We start from the raw sequence: 19501 nt of genomic DNA, 5'->3' as shown, positions 1-19501 counted from the left end.
TATGTTGAATTTTGATTGGGCCTCGGATATTACCCAAGAAACGGCCAAAATGATATTTTTCGGACTGTACCTTTTTATTGCCCTCTTGGTAGCCCTATTGCCCAAGGACTATATTTTTGAGGGGATCCCCAAAAACGAACGTTTTTGGTACAAGAATTTAAAAATCTGGTCATGGACGGTGCTGGGCATTTTGGCATCGGTTTATTACTTCTTCTAACCTAACCCGCCGACAATGGACAAAATCGATATTATAAACAAAAGAAAAACCGCAAAAATCAATAATGCCTTAGGTGTCTTTATCGCCCTTTTCGGCCTTATTGTATTGGCCGCCATGGCCTATACCGAAACCTCGGTGCAATTGCTGACCGATATGGTGGCCGGACTGGTACTCGTCTCCATCGGCGGTGGCATGATTTGGGTATCGAGAAGGTCCATTAAAAAAATGGAGTCAGAAAATGAACAGTAAGCCATACACAACCAAATACGCAAGCAGGGTCCTCACCCAGGGATGGAAGCTTAAATCCGCCTCCGAGGTCGGGGAGACAGGCGACCTGGTTTCGACCCGCGCCTCGATTCTCGATGATGGGTTACCGGCCCAAGTGCCCACTACCGTATTGGCCGCCTTGGTCAACAACGGTGTTTACGACCGACCCTACTACGCCGACAATCTAAAAAATATACCCACCGACCCCTTTAAGGTCCCTTGGTGGTACCTCACCACCTTTGAACTGACAGAGGTACAGGCCCCGCTCTTTGCCCATTTGAATTTTGACGGGATCAACTATAAGGCCAATGTTTGGCTCAACGGTCACCAGGTTGCCGATAGCAACACCATCAATGGGGCCTATAGACGTACCGCCTTCGATATTAGCACGTATACCAAGGAGGGCGAAAACATCTTGGCCATTGAGGTGATTCCGCCCAAACCCGGTGATTTCAGCATAGGCTTCGTCGATTGGAACCCCGCCCCGCCCGACGGCAACATGGGTGTTTTTAGGCCGGTTACCCTAGAGCTTCACGGTGGTGTTTTGGTCAAAAACCCATTTGTTAGATCACACATACGCCACGAGCCCGAACCGGAGGCCGACCTATTCATTTCAGCGGAACTGACCAATTTTCACGACCGTCCGATTGCCGGGGACTTGCTCGTTGAAATTGGGGATATTCGTTTCGAGGTTCCCTTAAACCTTCCATCCAAGGCAAAGTCGACCATCGAAATCGGTCCCGATGACCATCCGGAACTACGCATACGAAACCCTAGGCTTTGGTGGCCCGTGGGTATGGGCGAACCCCATTTGTACCCTCTTAAACTGACCTTCGCCGCCCGACAAGAGGTGTGGAGTTGCGCCGAAACCAGGTTCGGCATCCGCGAGGTTACCGATTACTGGTTGAACGAAATCCACCGTGGCTTTAGGATCAATGGCCAAAACGTTTTGATCAAGGGTGCCGGTTGGACGGACGACCTATTGTTAATGGACACCCATGACAAGATCGAGGCCCAGGTCAACTATGTAAGGCACATGAACCTCAACTGCATCCGCTTGGAAGGCTTTTGGGGTACCGACCAAAAGCTTTACGACCTATGTGATGAACAGGGAATTTTACTAATGGCCGGGTGGAGCTGCCACTGGGAACACGAAATACACATGGGCGTGCCCGTCGACGAACGTTTTGGAGGGGTATACAAACCCGATGACATCGCCTTGGTGGCCCAGGCCTGGGAAGACCAGGTACTATGGCTGCGCAACCACCCCAGTATCTTTGTTTGGACAGTGGCCAGTGACAAGGTTCCCATCACCGAACTCGAACGAAAATACATCGAAACCTTTGCCAAATACGACCCTACCCGCCCCTACCTAAACTCTACCGGGGGTGTCGGAAGCGATCAGCACGTCATCGGAAGCGAGGACGTAATCAGTGAAATCAGCGGTTCCTCGGGCGTAAAGATGCTCGGTCCGTACGCCTACACCGCGCCCGTGTATTGGTTTACCGATACCCGCTTCGGAGGCGCCTATGGCTTTAACACCGAAACCGGACCCGGGGCCCAGGTACCCCAATTGGACAGTTTGAAAAGGTTTATTCCGGACGACGAGCTCTGGCCGATCGGCGATGTATGGAACTACCATTGCGGCAGGTATGAGTTTTCAGACCTAGGCCGCTTTGTAACGGCCATTAACGAACGCTACGGTACGCCCTCCTCGATCGAAGACTTTGACAAAAAGGCCCAAGCCATGAACTACGAGCTCATGCGTCCCATGTTCGAGGCCTTTCAAGTCAACAAAAGCAAGGCCACGGGGGTCGTACAATGGATGCTCAACGCCGCATGGCCCAAAATGTATTGGCAGTTGTACGACTATTACCTATTGCCCACGGGAGCCTTTTACGCCACGAGAAAAGCCTGTGCCCCCCTGCAATTGATCTACAATTACGGCGACCATAAGGTCTATGCCGTAAACGACCATCTGCGGTCGATCGATAATTTGCACGCCCACATCAAGGTCTTCGATATCAACTCCGACCTGCTGTTTTCTGAGCACCGTGAGTTTCACGCGCCGCCCGATTCGTCCACTCCCTTGCTAGAGGTAAAGGTACCGGATGCTATTTCGTCGAGCTATTTTCTAGACCTACGCCTTTACGACGATAAAGGCACCTCGGTAAGCGACAATTTCTATTGGCTGTCGACCCAGGAAGAGGTTCTCGATTACGATGCCGACCTGGGCGAATTCGCATTTCACACCCCGAGCAAACAATATGCGAACCTAAAGGAATTGGGGAGCCTGCGAACGGTAGACCTTAGCGTAGGCTTTCGTACCCTAACGGAAAACGGACAAAGGCATGCCGAGGCGATCCTCCACAACGATAACGACCGTATTGCCTTTTTGATCAATTTGAAACTCCTCGATAAAGAGACGGGAGAACCCTTCGTACCCGTTTTTTGGGAAGACAACTTTATCAGCCTCCTTCCCGGTGAAAAGCGAAGGGTTCGCACTTCGCTCCATCAAGGCGGCCCCGTCGAGTTAAAAGTGGAGGGATGGAACGTGGCCCCGGTAACATACAAAGACTCGAACACGACAACCTAGCGATGAAACCCCATTATGATGAACAAGGTGGTTTCCCAATATCTGAAAACCGACAATATGAAAAAATTAGCGATACAAGGGGGCAGGCCCATCCGCAATGTAAAAACAAACCCGTGGCCGCAGTGGCCCGTTTGGGGCAAAGGGGAGGAAAAGGCCCTGATCGATGTCTTGAACAGTGGGGTATGGTCTTATAACGGACCCAAGGAAACCGAATTCAACAAGGAATTCGCCAAATTTACCGGAACGGCCTATTCCATCTGTACCGTCAACGGCACGGTGACCCTTCAAATCGCCCTAGAGGCCTTGGGAATAGGCATCGGTGACGAGGTCATTATCCCAGGCCTAACCTGGCAGGCCACGGCAGCAACGGTTATCGACGTCAATGCCACCCCCATCCTGGTAGATGTTCTCGATGATACCTGGTGTATCGACCCCGAGGCCATCAAACGGGCCATCACCCCAAATACCAAGGCCATTATACCCGTACATTTATATGGGGGCTTTGCCGATATGGATGCCATTATGGAAATTGCCAAAGCGCATAATTTATATGTGATCGAAGACTGTGCGCATAAGCATGGTGGCGAGTGGAAGGGCAAAAAGGCCGGAAGTATCGGCCATATCGGAAGCTTTAGTTTCCAATTGTCAAAGCACCTAACCGCCGGGGAAGGAGGCGCCGTAACCACCGACGACCCCATTTTGGCGGAAAGGCTTGACGCCCTCAGAAACTGTGGCCGTAGGCCCGAAAGTACGATGGCCCAAAGTGGCGATAAGGGCATTGGCGATTATGGCGACGATGGCAACTTTATTCAATCGGGCAACCTAAGGATAACCGAATTTCAGGCAGCCATCTTGGTCGAGGGATTAAAAAGGCTACCCCAACAAAATGCCCTAAGGGATGCCAACGGCGCCTATTTGAACGGGTTGATCAAGGAAATTCCGGGCATCACACCCCTAAGAAGAGATCCCAGGGAAACCCAAAAGGCCTATTTTAACTTTGCCTTTCGATACGATAGAGACCAGTTTAAAGATTTGCCCGTTTCAAGGTTCAGAAGTGCCCTCGAAGCCGAACTGGGCATCGTGGTGGACGCCTGTTACGAACCCTTGAACAATTGTTCGCTATACGTACCCCATACCAAGCCGGCCCGGCACAAACTGAGCGAGGCCTATTGGGACGCCATCGACCCCAAACGATTCTCCCTGCCCGTATGCGAAAGGCTTTTTGCGGATGAATCGGTATGCCTGCACCATAAGGTACTGATGGGCAGCCAAGCGGATATGGATATGATGGCAGCCGCCATCCAAAAGATTTACGACAACGCCGAAGAACTTCTTGACCAGTGAAACGAACACGCTTCCTTATACTCGTCTTGGCGGTTTCGATCAGCCATGGTCTTAGCGCCCAATCGGCCCCTGAGAATACCTTGCCCCAACAGGGTATCTGTGCCCACAGGGGCGCCCACGAAAAGCACCCTGAAAATACGATGGCGGCCTTTAGGGAAGCCATCAGACTCGGGGCGCAAATGATCGAATTCGATGTGAGGCTGAGTAAAGATGGGCACCCCGTCGTCATTCACGATCCATCGGTCGACAGGACCACCAACGGAAGCGGGGCCGTAAAATCATTGACCCTGGCCGAACTCAAGACACTGGATGCCGGCTCGTGGAAATCACCTGAATTCTCCGACGAAAAAATCCCCACCTTACAGGAAGTACTGGCGATCATGCCGAAAGACATTTGGCTTAACATCCACTTGAAGGGAGGTAAAAAACTGGGGAAAATAACGGCCCAGCTCATCCTTTTGGGAAACCGGGGGCACCAAGCTGTTTTGGCCTGTGAAAAAAAGGCGGCATTAGGGGTGCAAAAGGTTGATCCGTCGCTAAAAATATGCAATATGGAGCGTACCCCGAAAAGGTCGTCCTACATCGAAGAAACGCTGAAAAGAAGGTACGCCTTCATCCAACTCAAAAAATCGAGGGACGACCAGGCCTCGCCCTCGGACATAAAAAGACTCAAGGAGCATGGTGTTCTTATCAATTACGTTGCCGCCGAAACCCCCGAAGAAATGCGGCTGCTTTTTGATAAGGGAATCGATTTTGTACTGACCGACAATCTTTACCGACTGATAAAGGCCTTTGACCACGATAAGGGCAAAAACCGAAAATAAACCGGGTAGGCCGAAAAATGCCCGAAAATTAAAGAGAACGACCCCATGAAAAAAACTAGAATAGCCCTTATAGGCGCCGGATACATAGCTGATTACCATGCCAGGGGACTTAAGGAGCTCGCCCATGTCGAAATGGCCGCCGTTGTTGCCAAAACCCCTGAAAGCGCACGGAATTTTTCAGAAAAATACGGTATACCAAATGCTTTTACCTCCATTTCTCCCGTGGTCAACGACCCTTCCATAGATGCCGTGGTCATAAGCACCCCCAATTTTCTGCACGCCCCCCAGGCCCTCGAATTTCTAAGGAAGGGGATAGATGTCTTTATCGAAAAACCCATGGCCATGAATACCGAGGAGGGCCGGGAGATAGCCCAGGTGGCCCGCGAGCACAACAGCTTGGTCATGATCGGGCATATGTGGCGTTTTGACACGGAGACCCAATACATAGAAGCCTGTGTCCGGTCACAAAAATTGGGCAAGGTAATCAAGACGAAGGGATACGGAATACACGAAAACTGGGGGCCCGAAGGTTGGTTTACCCAAAAGGAACTTGCCGGGGGAGGCGCCTTGGCCGATATGGGCGTACATGCCATAGATACGGTCCGCTACCTTCTCGGAGACCCCAAGCCCCTGAAGGTATACGCACGCATCGCCACCCACTTTGGCGATTATGAGGTTGACGATACGGGTATTTTGGTCGTTACTTGGGACAACGGAGCGGAAAGCATCATAGAGAGTGGATGGTGGCACCCCCATATGGACGGGCCTGAGGCAAGTACTTCCCTTTTTGGGACCAAGGGCTATGCCAACCTTTTTCCCACCTTCCTAAAGCTTAAAAAAGGCGAAACATCGGAAGAGATCAGGCCCGAGGCCGTACAAAAGGACGAGCACTGCGACCAACGGATCTATACCTCCCAAATGAGGTATTTTATCGATTGTATCCTTTCCCGCAGCCAGCCAGTCCCGGGAATTGACGAAGGTCTGACCGTTATGCGGATAATAGACGCGGCCTACAGGTCGGCCGAAACCGGAAAGGCCATCGACCTCTAACACATCGCAGGGAGTTTTCGATGGATGCTTTCGAAAATTTCCCGACATAAAATAGTCCAAACCCTACAAAAATACAGCCTATATTCATGGTTCAACATGCTTCGAACCTAACTTTTAAGTATATTTACCCTATAGCAACCAGTACTTTTTCACCATGAATATACTTTTTATCGAAGACGATCTCATAGAGACGATGAAGTTCAAGCGTACGATCGGCAAACTTCAGACCCAACACAAGATAACCGAAGCGAAAAATGGTGAAGAAGCATTACAGGTTTTGGGCTCTGACGACCAATTGCCCGATATTATTCTGCTAGACCTGAACATGCCCCGAATGAGCGGTATCGAATTTCTAAAAATTTTAAAAGCCGATGAGCGTTTTAAGTATTTGCCCACCATAATGCTCACAACATCTGAAAATCGGGCCGATTTATTGGAATGTTACAGGATCGGCATTGCGGGATACATCCTGAAGCCCCTAAAATACGAGGATTACGAAGAAAAACTTACCAAGGTCATCCAGTACTGGGAGGTGAGTGAGCTGGTCAAGGCATAACAATTTTCTTACAGTTCACAACATTTTATTAGACACAGGAAGTCTTTTTCCTACATTTATACGAAATCTTTTTGGGTGTCTTGCTAACTACCCAACTCTAAAATGTACTTGTAAAATGAAGGGAATTGTTTTTACCGAATTTCTCGAAATGGTAGAGGAGAAATTTGGTCTCGAGGTCGTCGATTCGATTATAGAGGATGCCAACCTACCTTCCAGCGGAATCTATACCTCTATTGGCACCTACGAATTCAACGAGATGGTCAGCCTCATTACCCATTTGAGCAGTACCGTCAAAATCGATGCCGACACACTGATCTATACCTTTGGGCATTACCTTTTTACAAGTCTCGGCAAGGCACATCCCGAAGTGATCCAAAATTATAAGAATCCCTTGGGGCTCCTATATTCCATCGAAGACCACATCCACGTCCATGTTCAAAAAATTTATCCCGAGGCCGAACTACCCACCTTCAAGATTCTCGAGAAGACCGACAACTCGCTTTCCATGGTCTACGCCTCTTCGCGGGGTTTGTACAGGTTGGCCCACGGCTTGATAGAAAAATGTTTTGAGCATTACAACAGCTCGGCCCAAGTAACCTATCAATTACTAAAAGAAGATGGAACAGAAGTTCAATTCGACATTGTTCAAAATGGATAGTAAAGAGGTCATACTACTCAAAAAAGCCCTGGAAAGACAAAAATTGGCCCGTATACAGGCCGAAAAGATCCTCGAAAGCAAGTCGAAGGAACTGTATGACACTGCAAGGCATTTAAAGTCGGCCAACAGCAAATTGGAGGGCCTCCTGAACAAAGAGCACTCCAGCTTGGGCGACTCGTTTATGGATATTGTCGATCCCTATGTTATAATGGACATGGATTACAACGTAATTACCATGAACAATTCGGCCATCGATTTTCTGGGCTACGACCATAGGAAAGAACGGTTGAACGTGGGCAAATTGGTCCATAAAGACTATATCCCCTACACCCTACAGGCCTTTCAATCGTTGAAGGATGTCGGAACCTTAAAGAATTACCGGGCTAAAATCGTTGTCAAGGGCAATCGTCACAAATACATACAGATCAATTGCAGCCTGATCTACGACACCGAAGGAAAGCCGATAGGCTCGCATGGCATTATGCGCGATATCAGTCAAGAGACCGAAATCAAACACTTGCTCAGCGAACAGAAAAAGCAGCTGCACGTCATCTTTGACAATTCCCCTCTAGGAATTGCCCTTGCCGTCGATGGCAAGATCACCAAGGCCAACCCGAGTTTTGTCAATTTATTGGGCTATACCGAAAATGAGCTTAGAAAGTTCTCCATAGAGGATGTTTCGACCTGTTATGCCAAAGAGGAATGTGACGAACTCATGCGCCAGCTCGACCAAGGGGAAGATACCGTTTCGGTGACCAAGGAATATATTAAAAAGAACGGGGACACCTTTTTGGCCAAGACGAATATCAGTGCGGTCAGGGACGAAAACGGACAAATTGAATCACAGGTAATCGTGATCGAGGACATTACCAAGGAAAAGGAGCTGGAACACCAAAAAGAAGAATTACTTTCCGAACTGGAATCGAGCAACAAAAACCTACAGGAATACGCCCATATCGTTTCCCACGACCTGAAATCGCCCCTTAGGAGCATTAGTGCCCTGGCCTCGTGGATCATTGAGGATTATCACGACAAACTCGATGAGGCGGGTCAACAGCAGCTTTCCCTAATGCAGGAAAAAGTGGCGGCCATGGACAAGCTGATACAAGGCATTCTCGAGTATTCGACGGCCAATAGCTCGCAGCTAAAGAGCAGTGAGGTCGATCTGAACGAAATTGTCGAGACCATCAAGGAAACCATATTTATTCCCGACCACGTATCCGTCAAGGTTCCCGAGGTTCTGCCCTGCATACAGGCCGATCGGACCAAAATGCAGCAACTCTTTCAAAACATTATCGGCAATGCCGTTGCCCATATCGAAAGGGAGGTCGGCCTGGTCGAAGTTCTTTTTAAGGATAAAAAGGAACACCATCACTTTATTATCAAAGACAACGGCGTGGGCATACCCGAAGAGTACCACAAAAAGATTTTTCAGATTTTTCAGTCCATCGGCAACAAAGAGCGGTCAACAGGTATCGGCCTTTCGATCGTCAAAAAGATCGTCGATCGTTACGAGGGTGAAGTTTGGGTAGAAAGTGAGATGGGATTAGGAACCGAATTTCATTTTACCTTAAAAAAATCGGTTCTGACCGGACAGGCAAAGACACAAATATGAAAATAGTACAGGCGATAAAGCACAAAGGCTCGGATTGGAACTTTACCACCCCAAAAACGGAATTGGTCAAACCCTTGGTCCTGGTGTTCGGAGACCGATACCAATTGGAAGCCGAAAACTGCTACGAAGAAGTATTACAGCTCTTTCCTGACGGACATATCGTATTTGGATCGACCAGTGGCGAGATCCTCAAAAAGAACGTCTATGAAAACTCGGCCGTACTTACCGCCATCGAGTTTGAGCGAAGTACGTTCATTGTCAAAAGCAAAAACCTCACCGATTACAACGGAGACGATACCTTGTTGGGCCAAGAGCTTATGGCCGAATTCGCCACCGAGAAGCTCAAACATGTCTTTATCGTTTCCGAAGGAAGCTCGGTCAACGGCAGTACCTTGATCACCGGTCTTGAAAAGTCAAAGCACGACGGCATTGGTTTGTCGGGGGGGCTATGCGGCGACGACTCGCGCTTCGAAAGAACTTTATGCTCATACAACACCAACCCCAAGGAGGGCGAAATAATCGCCATAGGCCTATACGGTGAAAGTTTAGAGATTACAAGTGCCAATTTCGGCGGTTGGTCGGTTTTTGGCCCCTTGCGGACCACCACCCGATCAAAGGGGAACGTACTTTACGAACTGGACGGTAAACCCGCCTTGGACCTGTACAAGCAATACTTGGGGGACAAGGCCAAGGATTTGCCCAAATCGGCCCTGTTCTATCCCTTGAACGTAGATGTACACGACGGTTCCGAACCCCTGGTTAGGACCATCCTAACGATCGACGAAAAGGAAAACTCGATGACCCTGGCCGGAAACGTCCCCGAGGGATCCTCGGTACAACTAATGATGTCTACGGTAGACGATATTGCCGAAGGTGCGCGACAAGCGGCCCAACTTGCCGTATCGTTGCGAAAAACCAAAACCGAACTGGCCCTCTTGGTCAGTTGCGTGGGCAGAAAATTGGTCATGGACCAACGCACCGAAGACGAAGTGGAAGAAGTTATCGACGTCATCGGAAAACAGGCCGCGGTGACCGGGTTTTATTCTTATGGCGAAATGGCGCCATTTGCCGGCCAAGGTAAGTGCAAACTACACAACCAGACAATGACCTTAACCCTTTTGAGCGAATAATGCATTCCCTTTTAGCACGACAGATAAGAAAACACCTTCCGGCATCCTTCAAGGAGCATCCTGAACTTAAAGCCTTTTTCGGCGCCGTTGAAGAATCGTACCGTGATTTTGACGACAAGGTGGCCATGATCCAACGGGCAACGGCCATTAGCTCAAAAGAGCTCTATGAGGCGAACAAGGAACTGGAGTCGGAGGCACGGCGCCAAAAAAAGATCATCGATTCCCTCGAAAAGGCCCTCGAAAGCCTCAACGAAAACCTGAACACCGATAACGGCCCTACCGATGGTACCCTCGATGTAGAAAAACTGGCGAAACGGATTGGCGAGCAGGCCGAACAATTGTCCCAAATGACTTCCGAGCAGAACAAGTTGATGCAAGAACTGGAAACCCGGAACGAATCGCTCAAGAACTACGCCCATATCGTATCCCACGACCTCAAGTCGCCCATTCGCAATATCAGCACCTTAATGACCTGGATCTTGGAAGCGGAAAACGAAAAATTCTCCGAAGAAAGTAAGGCCCACGGCCACCTCATCGGACAAAATTTGGAAAAAATGGACCGCTTGATCGACGGTATACTCAAGCATGCCACCGTATCATCACTGGAAGAGGAAAAGGCCAACATATCCATTTACGACCTTTTAAAGGAAATAGAGGACACGATATTCATACCCGACCACATACGCATAGATTATTCCGACAACTTACCTGTGATCTTTGGTCAGAAATACAACTTGGAGCAACTCTTCACCAACCTGATAACCAATGCCATTACCGCAACCGAACATCGTAAAAAAGGCCTTATTGAAATTTCCTATAAGCCCTGTCCCGAATATTACCGGTTTAGCATAAGCGATAACGGCAAGGGCATTCCCGAACAATATCAATCAAAAATATTCGATATGTTCAACAGGCTCGACAACGACAGCAACGCAACGGGAATCGGGCTTTCGCTGATAAAGAAAATCATCAACCTTTACGAAGGTGACATTGACCTCGAATCGACAGTTGATCAAGGCACAACGTTTTACTTCACCCTAAAAAAAGTTTCATAATGCAAGTACTTCCCAACATAGACTATATCAAGCAACTCGCTGGTGACGATCTTGAATTTGAACAACAGTTCATAAGTATTCTTAAAGATGAATTTCCCATAGAGCATCAAGAATACCTAGACCATGTAGAAAATGACCGCTATAAGGAGACCGCCCTTATCGTGCATAAGATAAATCACAAATTCAATATACTCGGGCTCGAAGAATCGTATCATTTTGCCCAACAGTACGAAGCGGACCTCAAACTTGAAAACACCGATAAGGAAACAGAGTTTAAGGAAATCTTGAACCTGGTCGGCGACTACATTACCAAACTCTAGGGCCGGTTTACTGCCGTACGTGGAAGATAGCAGCCTCGGCCCGAACGGCCACCACGACTCATTTTGTATCGAGTGTAGCGTAGAACAAGGGCTTTTCGGCCAACATCCATTTTAGTTTGATTCCCACTTCGGTAAACTCGAAGCCCGCTGCGGTTGCCGAGGCTATATTGCTGTATTTTCCGTACAGGTTCGCGACAAGCCTTTTGCCGAATTGATGGGTCAGGCCGGCTTCGGCCCTGAAAATGACGGTTTGGGGATCCTGCTCTACCTGCTGTAACCCCGTCGCCGCACTGGCCATATATGTGGTATGGGCAGAAAATTCACCCCGCATATCGGCAAATAGCTCGACCGCCTGGTACTCCTCCGGACTAAAATATACGGTGGGCAACTGATCGGCAAACGAAATGTATTGATAGTTAAGGCCGACCTTTAAGGCCGGTTTGCGCATCAGGCTGTAATACAAGGAGGTAAACAATAGGTTACGGGTATTGTCATCGGTTTGTCGGGTATGCATGGCCTGGGTATACCACCCGAGATTAAAGTTGGTTCCCAAATTGTAATTGAGTCCGTAGTGGTTCATCACAATTTCGCGTTCGATCAAGTCGGCATTGAAATTCTGGACCTCGCGCTTATAGCCGATTTCCAAATTCTGCAGCCTGAGGGGCTTGGTTACCAATTTCAGGTCGATGACCGGTTGGGTGTACGAGGTTTCGAACCGACTGTTGTTAATTCCGAATACGCCCTTCAGGTCTACATTGGGCACTATCTTATAATCGGCCCCTACGGAAAGTACATGCGAATCGGCCTTGTTTAGGGTAACGGTGTTTTCACTGGTCCGAAATTGATAGCTGACCGAGGTTTTGAAACGGGTAGAAAACGGAATATCGGCACCCAAGGTGTTCGAAAAGGCCACATTGTTGCCATTGTCGAAGGTGTAGGCCGCATGGTCTTTTACCACCGGGGTATAGGCAGCGTTCAATTTTTCTATGAAACCAAGGGCGTCCTTCTGGTCCTTGAATATGCGCAAGGTTTGAAAGGCCGCCCGATAAGCGGGCACGATACGGTCGGATGCGAACAGGGCATTTGCCCTGCCCAAATTTCCATCGAAGGAGTTTTCGTCCTTTTCAAGAATGGCACCATAATTCTCCAAACTCATCTTAAAATTGGCCGTATACATGCCCAGCGTGGCTTTTAGCGACCTCAACCAGTTCCGGTCGTGATATTCAGGCTCCAAAAGGGCTATTTCTTGTCTGGCCGATGCATATTTACGGTTCCATACCAGGGCCTGTACATACCGTTCGTAGGTGCGCCCGAGAAGCAAGGTGTCGTTGAACCGGCCTACGTTCGACTTGGCAACCGAAGCAACCTTTAAGGCCTGCTTGTCGTTCATGGCAATGTGTTCGGCCAGCGCGATCCCGTTCATGGCCGCAATGGAATCCTTGCCCGTAGTGGCGTACCTCCAATAGACCGCCTTGGCCTTTTCGGTCGATTTTGTAAGCAAATAAAGGTTCGCCAAATTGAGCAATACGTCATCGTCTTCAGGAAAATCTTCGAAGATGGGCAACAGCAAGGCTTCCGCCTTGGCGTACTCCTGGGCATTGGCAAACTGGTTGGCATAGCCCAACCGCATATATTTTTTAGACACCTTGGCACTTTGGTTTTCAGGCTGAAGAAGCAGGGCCTTGTCTACCCATAAAAGGGCCTCCTCGTATTCCTTCAAGTTCGATAGGGTATTGGCATAACCCAAAAGGGCCCCGAACTTGTCGGGGTATCGGGCCACCAAATCCTTGTACAAGGGCTTGGCGGTCTGGTACTGCTTGCCCCATAAAAAAGACTCGTTATAGTTGACCGTAATTTCGTAGTCGTTGGGAAAACGGTCTTTTAGTGCTCCAAAAAGTAAAGTCGCACGTTCGGGATCGCCGTTAAGGCCTACGGCCCTCCCGTAGCAGATCTTTGCCGTTTTGTTATCGGGGTCTGTGTTCAGATAAGTTTCAAAAAACTGTTCGGCTGCCTCAAAATCCCCTTTTTCCAACAGGTCGAAACCCGGGGTCATGTCCGATTGACCTAGCAACGAATTCCATGAAACGAGCAAAAACAGGATACCAATCAGTCGACGCATGCCTATGTAAGTTTTTATTTACAAAAATATAACGGATGAATTGCATAAATATGTTGGAGCTTGCAAAAAAAGGGGCAAAAACAAGTGTAAAACTCAACTATAACGTTTGAATAAAAGGAATATAAAACCCTGCAAGACAATTGTTTGAACATTCACCCCGAAGTATTTAACCGCTATTTCGCGATTTGTGGGCAAAAAAGAGCCATCGTTGCTCCCTTTTTACAGAACTATATCAGACAAATCTTACAATTTTTATAAAAAACAACGTTACTATACTATGTGTGAAGCAAATAACGCGCGGACAGATACCCGCGCTTTTTCAAATAACCCCATCCCTGGCCGATGCTATAAGGCAAGTATCCTATGACCGCCATTCGACTCATGATCCAAAAAATTTCCCAAGAGCAGATATTCATGCTGAGTGTTCTCGTGGTAAACGGCGGCAACTATTTGTACAATCTCTTACTCGGAAGGCTCCTGGGCCCCGAAGCCTTTTCGGAGGCGGCCCTATTGATCACCTTGCTCTTGGTCCTATCGTTTCTGGGAATGACGTTCCAACTTGCGGTCGCCAAGTTTTCCGTTCTTTTTACAGGCGGTCAATTAGAGCGTTTTAGGGGCAATATGTACAAACAGTCGGCCCTAGCAGGCCTCCTGATCGGCTTTTTGATCATCGTGTTTTCCAAAAACCTCCAATTGCTCTTCAATGCCCAAAGCCACTGGATGTTCGTCGTTTTTGGCCTGGGGGTACCCGTTTATTTCTTTATGAGCGTAAACCGTGGAACCTTTCAGGGCAAACAGGAATTCGGCAAGCTATCGCTTACCTATCAGACCGAAATGTGGAGCCGGTTGCTCCTGACCATGGCCTTGCTCTACTTTGTGGATACCTTGCCCGGTATGGTGGTCTCCCTTGGTATTCTCCTTTCCTTTTTGTTCGGTTTGTTCCCGACCGAGGTAAAGGGCCTGTCGCTTGCCCCGAAGGAAAGGCTGCATCCCGATAACTCCAAGAAAGTGTCGCGCTTCCTGTTACTTACGGCGTGCTACGAACTCACACAGATAATTATAAACAATAGCGATATATTGATGGTAAAGCACTATTTCAACGCCTTCGACGCCGGGCTCTACGCCTCGTTGGCCCTGATAGGCCGCGTTGTCTATTTCGTGGCTTGGATGTTCGTCATGCTGCTGTTGCCGGCAGTCGTCCAAAAACATAGGGACGGAGAGCCCACGGCCCCCGTATTGTTCAAATACGTTACCTATATCGCCCTATTGTCGCTTGCCATAGTACTGGCCTGTTACCTATTTCCCGAATTGATCATCTCTTTGATGTTCGGCAAATCGTACTTGGCCATGTCGGGCCTCCTGTGGCAGTATGCCCTCGCGACCTCATTATTCGCCGTTTCCAACATATTCGCCTATTATTTTCTGTCGTTGGATCACTACGTTCCCGTCATTATATCGGGGGTCTTGGGGCTTTCGCAAATAGTATTGGTGGCCGTGTTCCACGACGATTTGGCCACCGTAGTGCATATGCAGATCATTGCGATGACCTTGTTGCTCGCAGTCCAGGTCTTTTATTTCCTAATCAAGGAACGAGACAAAAGTTTAACCGGGGGAGCCATACCGCCCCCTTAAACCCGTAGAATGGGCATCTCACCGTACAAGAGACCCGCCTACCTTAATCAAAAACCTATGAAATTAGCAATCGTAACGGCCTATCCGCCGAGTAAAGTCACCCTAACCGAATACGGTTATTACCTTGTCAAGCATTTTAGGCTTCAGGAAGAAATAAGCGAAATAGTGCTTATGACCGACCGTACGGAAGCCCCAAAAGACCTGTCATTCAACGAAAAGGGATGTACGATCACCGTCGAGGAGTGTTGGGATTTTAATAGCTATGGGAACATTCTAGACGTCAACAAGGCCATCGGAAAGCACAAGCCCGATGCCGTGCTCTTCAACCTTCAATTTTTAAAATTCGGCGACAAAAAAATACCTGCGGCCCTTGGCCTGTTGCTGCCCTACCTGACCAAGCGTAAAGGCATCCCAACCATCTCCTTGTTGCACAACATTTTGGAGAAGGTCGATTTGGAAAATGCGGGCTTCACCGACAACAAGCTCCTACAATATGCCTATAATTTTATCGGCACCAACCTGACCCGCTTTATCCTCGCATCGGATATTGTGGCCGTTACCATCAGCAAGTACGTTTCTACCCTCGAAAAGAAATACGGGGCCAAAAACATAGCCCTGATACCCCACGGATCCTTCGAGACCCCTCCCCGACCCGATTTTAAGTTGCCCGATGGACCGAAGCAAGTAATGGCCTTCGGCAAATTCGGCACTTACAAAAAGGTAGAGGTACTTATCGAAGCGGTGGAAGTGATCAGGTCGCGTACCCAAGAAAACATCGAAATCGTAATTGCGGGTACCGACAGCCCCAATACGCCGGGCTATCTTGATGAAATGAAGGATAGGTACAGCCATGTCGAACAGATAAGGTTCACGGGTTATGTTGCGGAAGAGGATGTACCCGTGATCTTCGGCGAAAGTACCGTTGTCGTTTTCCCCTATACCTCAACCACAGGGAGTTCAGGGGTCTTGCACCAGGCCGGAAGCTACGGCAAGGCAGTGGCCCTTCCCGATTTGGGAGACTTAAGCATATTGGTACAGGAAGAGGGCTACAGGGGCGAATTCTTCCTTCCCGAAGATAAGGAATCCCTGGCCGATGCCATTCAAATGATCCTTATGGACGATGCCTACCGTACCGAATTGGCCGAAGCCAATTACAAGGCGGCCTGCTCCCTGCCCATGGGGGCAATTACAAAGATGTACATCGATTATTTCAAGGCCATACAGGTGCAGAAGTCAAAAGGACAGGTAATCGACGTAAACGCCATGCAACTGGGCCCCAGCCGGGTAGCGCATTAAAGATTTTCCAACTATCCATAGAAAAAACGGGATGGCCCAAGGTCGTTCCGTTTTTTTATTCGGTCTGCCTGAGGTAGTCCAAAGCGGCCTTGGGCTCCCCCTTTTTGTCGAAACAGCCGTAATAACGCTGGGGCTGTTTACGCCATGGCCTCCACCCTACAACGGAATTCGGTACTTGGTTGAAATCGTAGAGGGTCCAGAACAAAAAGGGAAGGCCTTCCTCCTTCAGTATGCCCTGCATTTCCTTATAGTAGTCGGCCTGTTTTTCTTCGGAAGCGCCAAAGGCATTCCAGATGCCACCGTACGATGATATACCGTATTCTTGCAGTACAATGGGTTTTCCTACCTCGGCCACCGATGCCTTGAGGGTGTTATAGGCTTCTTTGAATTCCGAGACCTCCCTGTAATAGTGGAAGGAAACAAAATCGAGTTCGTCGTTCAGGTGTACCGCCGCCTCCGGACTAGCCCATCCTACGGTAATGGCATTCTCTTGGTCCCAGTTTCTAACTTGCCGGTTCATTTCCCTTAACCAGGCCAAGACCGTCTGCTCCCCCCTCGAACCGAAATCGAGATCCGGTTCATTTTTCAGGTCCCACGCCAATAAGGCGGGATGGTCTTTAAGGGCCTTGACCACCTGCTCGGCATGCCTATGGGTCAGGGTCCAATCGAGCACGTCGTAATTGCCGTAAAAATCGAAGAGGGTAACCATTACCTTTAATCCGTTCTGGTCGGCCCTATCCAACAAAGACCTAACTTTTGCGAGCTTTTGCCCATCGACGTGTACCGCCCCGAAATCTTCATAAGGAATAAAAATACGGATCGTATTCCACCCCATATGCCTGATCAGTTCGAAATCTTTGGCGATAATGGCTTCGTCGTACTTTTTGCCAAAAACGTCCCACGGGGTGTCTTGCGGGTAGTAATTCACGCCCTTTATGTTCCTTATAGCCCCAAGGGTGCCATTGGACAAACGCACCGGGGCCCCGACCACCTTATCGGAGCTTGGTATTTTGGTAAAATGTCTTGTGCGCCAAAAGCCGTCTTCCAGTAACATTATTACCTTATAGCCCGTAGTCTCCACGCTCTCAAAAAGGGGGGAGCCGTTTTCATATGCCCTTTGGTAAAGTTCAACCTTGCGATCGGTAAAATAAACCTGTGTTCCATCGGCACTGTAAAAGGCCAGTTCGGGACGATGGCTCAGCGTGGTTTGTTTGAACGAGGCGTTTTGCTTTCGGTTAAAATCGAGCAAGCCGAATATCTTTGCCCGGGCACCCTCCGTAAAATAATCGGCGATACCGTAGCGGTTATTGTCGAACAGGGCGGTGTTTCTCACATACCACCCGTGGAGATAATCGCGCTCTATTTGGGCCAAGGTCTGGGCTTCCATGGGCCGCCCTTCTACTTTGGAAGTATCCCACTCGACCTTGGGCAGGTAGGCCGTTACCTCTTCCAAATTCAAGTGAAGGCGGGTCGAACGGTCCGCACCGGTATTCAGGTAAGACCAAACCGAGCTGATGCCGAACACGATCAATGCATTCATCCCCAAGAAGGAAGCGATAAGTACCGCACGTATCAAAAGTCTATTCCAGTCCATTGTCGGTTAAAGCTACTTGAAATTCTTTTTTAATGTCGGCCGTATCAAAGATTAATTGGTAATTCGCCCCAGGATAAAACCGTTTCGGAAGGTCAAAAGAAGCTTTGCCCTTGTAGGTATGGGTGGTTTTGGTATCGATCAACTTGCCATTGGCATCCCTTATATGGAGGGTAATCAACAAACCATCGGGCACCAATTGCCCCATAAAGCCGAGTATGGGCCCTATCTCGGCACGACGGTGACCCTGTGAGAACGCGACCTTAAAATCACCCACGGCGGTTTTAAAGTCCAGATCCATGGTATTGCTTTTCGATTCGCCGGTGACGTAAGCGGTCACTTTCCATTCACTGGCCTCCGTAGGATGCAAAATCCGCCCCGTTGCCACCCCGGCCAGGGTCGTTCCCTGCGTTTTCAACCGGGCTCCCCTTTGGTCTACGATTGAAAAATTCACCAAAGTTCCGTCAGCAACCTGGTTACCATACCTGTCCCGAAGGGGGGATGTTTTAAAAAGTACGACCTGATTGCCATCGGCAAAATCGTGTACCCGTTGGTAGGCAATCGAAAAATCGACGGAATTGGAGGGCGAGACCACACTGGTCAGTTCCTTGGAACGGACGTTGTGGACTGCCGCATTCACCAACATCCTACCCGCCTTATCGGAACTGTACAGGTTTTGGAAGGCATAGCCGTTTTTGGTCGTCACCGAAATCGTTTTAAGCCCCTTGTCCATAAGCTGGTGGACCCTAAGCAAGGTACCATCGGGAAGGGGGTTGTCGTACGCATCGAGCGGAACCATGAAGAGCATCGAAAAATCGCCGCCCCCGGCCCTGATGCCCCTGGGGCCAAAATAGGTTTCTATGGACGCGGTCGTTTCGATATTGGGCAAAACCTCAAAATGCCCCCGCAATAGCAATTGTGACGAGGCTCGCAACTGCCAGTGGTACATGCCCGACTGGGCAAGCATTTCAGGGGGCAGTGAAAATACGGCCAGATCGCCGACGAATGTTGGCTTGATCAACGAGGGACCAAAACTTTTTTCCAAAAGAAGGACCAGGTCCGATCCACCATCCACTTCAAACTTTAGGGCCAAGCTATCGCCCGCCACCATTTTGTGGGGAATGTCGATACCACGGAATGCAATTTTTTCTTGCGCCTCGGCCACCTTCCGTCCTTCCTTTCCACAGGAGAAAAGAAAAAACAAGACCAGTAGCTGTAGGTATCGCCCCAT

The 19501-nt window shown here is 49.1% G+C and carries 17 protein-coding genes; 14 read left to right on the top strand and 3 right to left on the bottom strand.

All coding sequences use genetic code 11. The features are described from left to right. Position 1: 1 nt before the first annotated feature. From BUB37_RS11485 to BUB37_RS11430, 12 genes are all read left to right on the top strand, one after another. A complete protein-coding gene (locus BUB37_RS11485) occupies positions 2-217 on the top strand; it encodes a hypothetical protein (RefSeq protein ID WP_072993673.1) in 216 nt (71 codons plus the stop codon). A gap of 15 nt (positions 218-232) precedes the next feature. Then, on the top strand, positions 233-466 hold the full coding sequence (locus tag BUB37_RS11480; RefSeq protein ID WP_072993670.1) for a hypothetical protein: 234 nt from the start codon (positions 233-235) through the stop codon (positions 464-466). Continuing rightward, entirely contained in the window at positions 456-3080 is a 2625-nt protein-coding gene (locus tag BUB37_RS11475; protein ID WP_072993668.1) for a glycoside hydrolase family 2, read from the top strand. Before BUB37_RS11480 ends, BUB37_RS11475 begins: the two co-directional genes overlap by 11 nt. A gap of 57 nt (positions 3081-3137) precedes the next feature. Then, entirely contained in the window at positions 3138-4424 is a 1287-nt protein-coding gene (locus BUB37_RS11470) for a DegT/DnrJ/EryC1/StrS family aminotransferase (RefSeq protein WP_072994031.1), read from the top strand. After that, on the top strand, positions 4421-5248 hold the full coding sequence (locus BUB37_RS11465; RefSeq protein ID WP_072993665.1) for a glycerophosphodiester phosphodiesterase: 828 nt from the start codon (positions 4421-4423) through the stop codon (positions 5246-5248). Before BUB37_RS11470 ends, BUB37_RS11465 begins: the two co-directional genes overlap by 4 nt. 45 nt (positions 5249-5293) lie before the next feature. Next, positions 5294-6298 (top strand): Gfo/Idh/MocA family protein, encoded by a 1005-nt coding sequence (locus BUB37_RS11460; protein ID WP_072993662.1) that lies wholly within the window; start codon positions 5294-5296, stop codon positions 6296-6298. Positions 6299-6452: 154 nt separating this feature from the next. Then, positions 6453-6854: a response regulator gene (locus tag BUB37_RS11455; RefSeq protein WP_072993659.1), complete on the top strand. Its 402-nt coding sequence runs from the start codon at positions 6453-6455 to the stop codon at positions 6852-6854. Positions 6855-6969: 115 nt separating this feature from the next. Next, entirely contained in the window at positions 6970-7512 is a 543-nt protein-coding gene (locus BUB37_RS11450) for a heme NO-binding domain-containing protein (protein WP_072993656.1), read from the top strand. Then, a complete protein-coding gene (locus tag BUB37_RS11445) occupies positions 7472-9127 on the top strand; it encodes a PAS domain-containing sensor histidine kinase (RefSeq protein ID WP_244526809.1) in 1656 nt (551 codons plus the stop codon). Before BUB37_RS11450 ends, BUB37_RS11445 begins: the two co-directional genes overlap by 41 nt. Continuing rightward, complete coding sequence (locus BUB37_RS11440; RefSeq protein ID WP_072993651.1) at positions 9124-10257, top strand: FIST signal transduction protein; 1134 nt, start codon at positions 9124-9126, stop codon at positions 10255-10257. Before BUB37_RS11445 ends, BUB37_RS11440 begins: the two co-directional genes overlap by 4 nt. Then, the gene (locus BUB37_RS11435) at positions 10257-11312 is read left to right on the top strand and encodes a sensor histidine kinase (protein WP_072993648.1); all 1056 of its coding nucleotides are present in this window, start codon (positions 10257-10259) and stop codon (positions 11310-11312) included. The genes BUB37_RS11440 and BUB37_RS11435 overlap by 1 nt, the downstream gene beginning before the upstream one ends. Further along, positions 11312-11632, top strand: coding sequence for a hypothetical protein (locus BUB37_RS11430; RefSeq protein ID WP_072993644.1), 321 nt, complete (start codon positions 11312-11314; stop codon positions 11630-11632). Before BUB37_RS11435 ends, BUB37_RS11430 begins: the two co-directional genes overlap by 1 nt. Before the next feature lie 58 nt (positions 11633-11690). On the opposite strand, the gene BUB37_RS11425 is transcribed toward BUB37_RS11430, so the two are convergent. After that, the gene (locus BUB37_RS11425; RefSeq protein ID WP_072993641.1) at positions 11691-13751 is read right to left on the bottom strand and encodes a tetratricopeptide repeat protein; all 2061 of its coding nucleotides are present in this window, start codon (positions 13749-13751) and stop codon (positions 11691-11693) included. 363 nt (positions 13752-14114) lie between these two features. Here BUB37_RS11425 and BUB37_RS11420 point away from each other — a divergent pair, with 363 nt between their 5' ends. Together BUB37_RS11420 and BUB37_RS11415 are read left to right on the top strand one after the other, a co-directional pair. Then, positions 14115-15383 carry an MATE family efflux transporter gene (locus BUB37_RS11420; protein ID WP_072993638.1) on the top strand — a complete coding sequence of 423 codons (1269 nt, stop codon included), beginning with the start codon at positions 14115-14117 and terminating at the stop codon, positions 15381-15383. Positions 15384-15440: 57 nt separating this feature from the next. Then, positions 15441-16679, top strand: coding sequence for a glycosyltransferase (locus tag BUB37_RS11415; RefSeq protein WP_072993635.1), 1239 nt, complete (start codon positions 15441-15443; stop codon positions 16677-16679). A gap of 55 nt (positions 16680-16734) precedes the next feature. Here the strand turns inward: BUB37_RS11415 and BUB37_RS11410 are convergent, their stop codons facing one another. Continuing rightward, positions 16735-18273: a cellulase family glycosylhydrolase gene (locus tag BUB37_RS11410; protein ID WP_072993632.1), complete on the bottom strand. Its 1539-nt coding sequence runs from the start codon at positions 18271-18273 to the stop codon at positions 16735-16737. Continuing rightward, positions 18260-19501, bottom strand: coding sequence for a hypothetical protein (locus BUB37_RS11405; RefSeq protein ID WP_072993629.1), 1242 nt, complete (start codon positions 19499-19501; stop codon positions 18260-18262). The genes BUB37_RS11410 and BUB37_RS11405 overlap by 14 nt, the downstream gene beginning before the upstream one ends.

Source organism: Pseudozobellia thermophila (assembly GCF_900141855.1).
In the GTDB taxonomy this organism is placed as follows: domain Bacteria; phylum Bacteroidota; class Bacteroidia; order Flavobacteriales; family Flavobacteriaceae; genus Pseudozobellia; species Pseudozobellia thermophila.
This window is presented reverse-complemented; position numbering and strand designations above follow the sequence as displayed.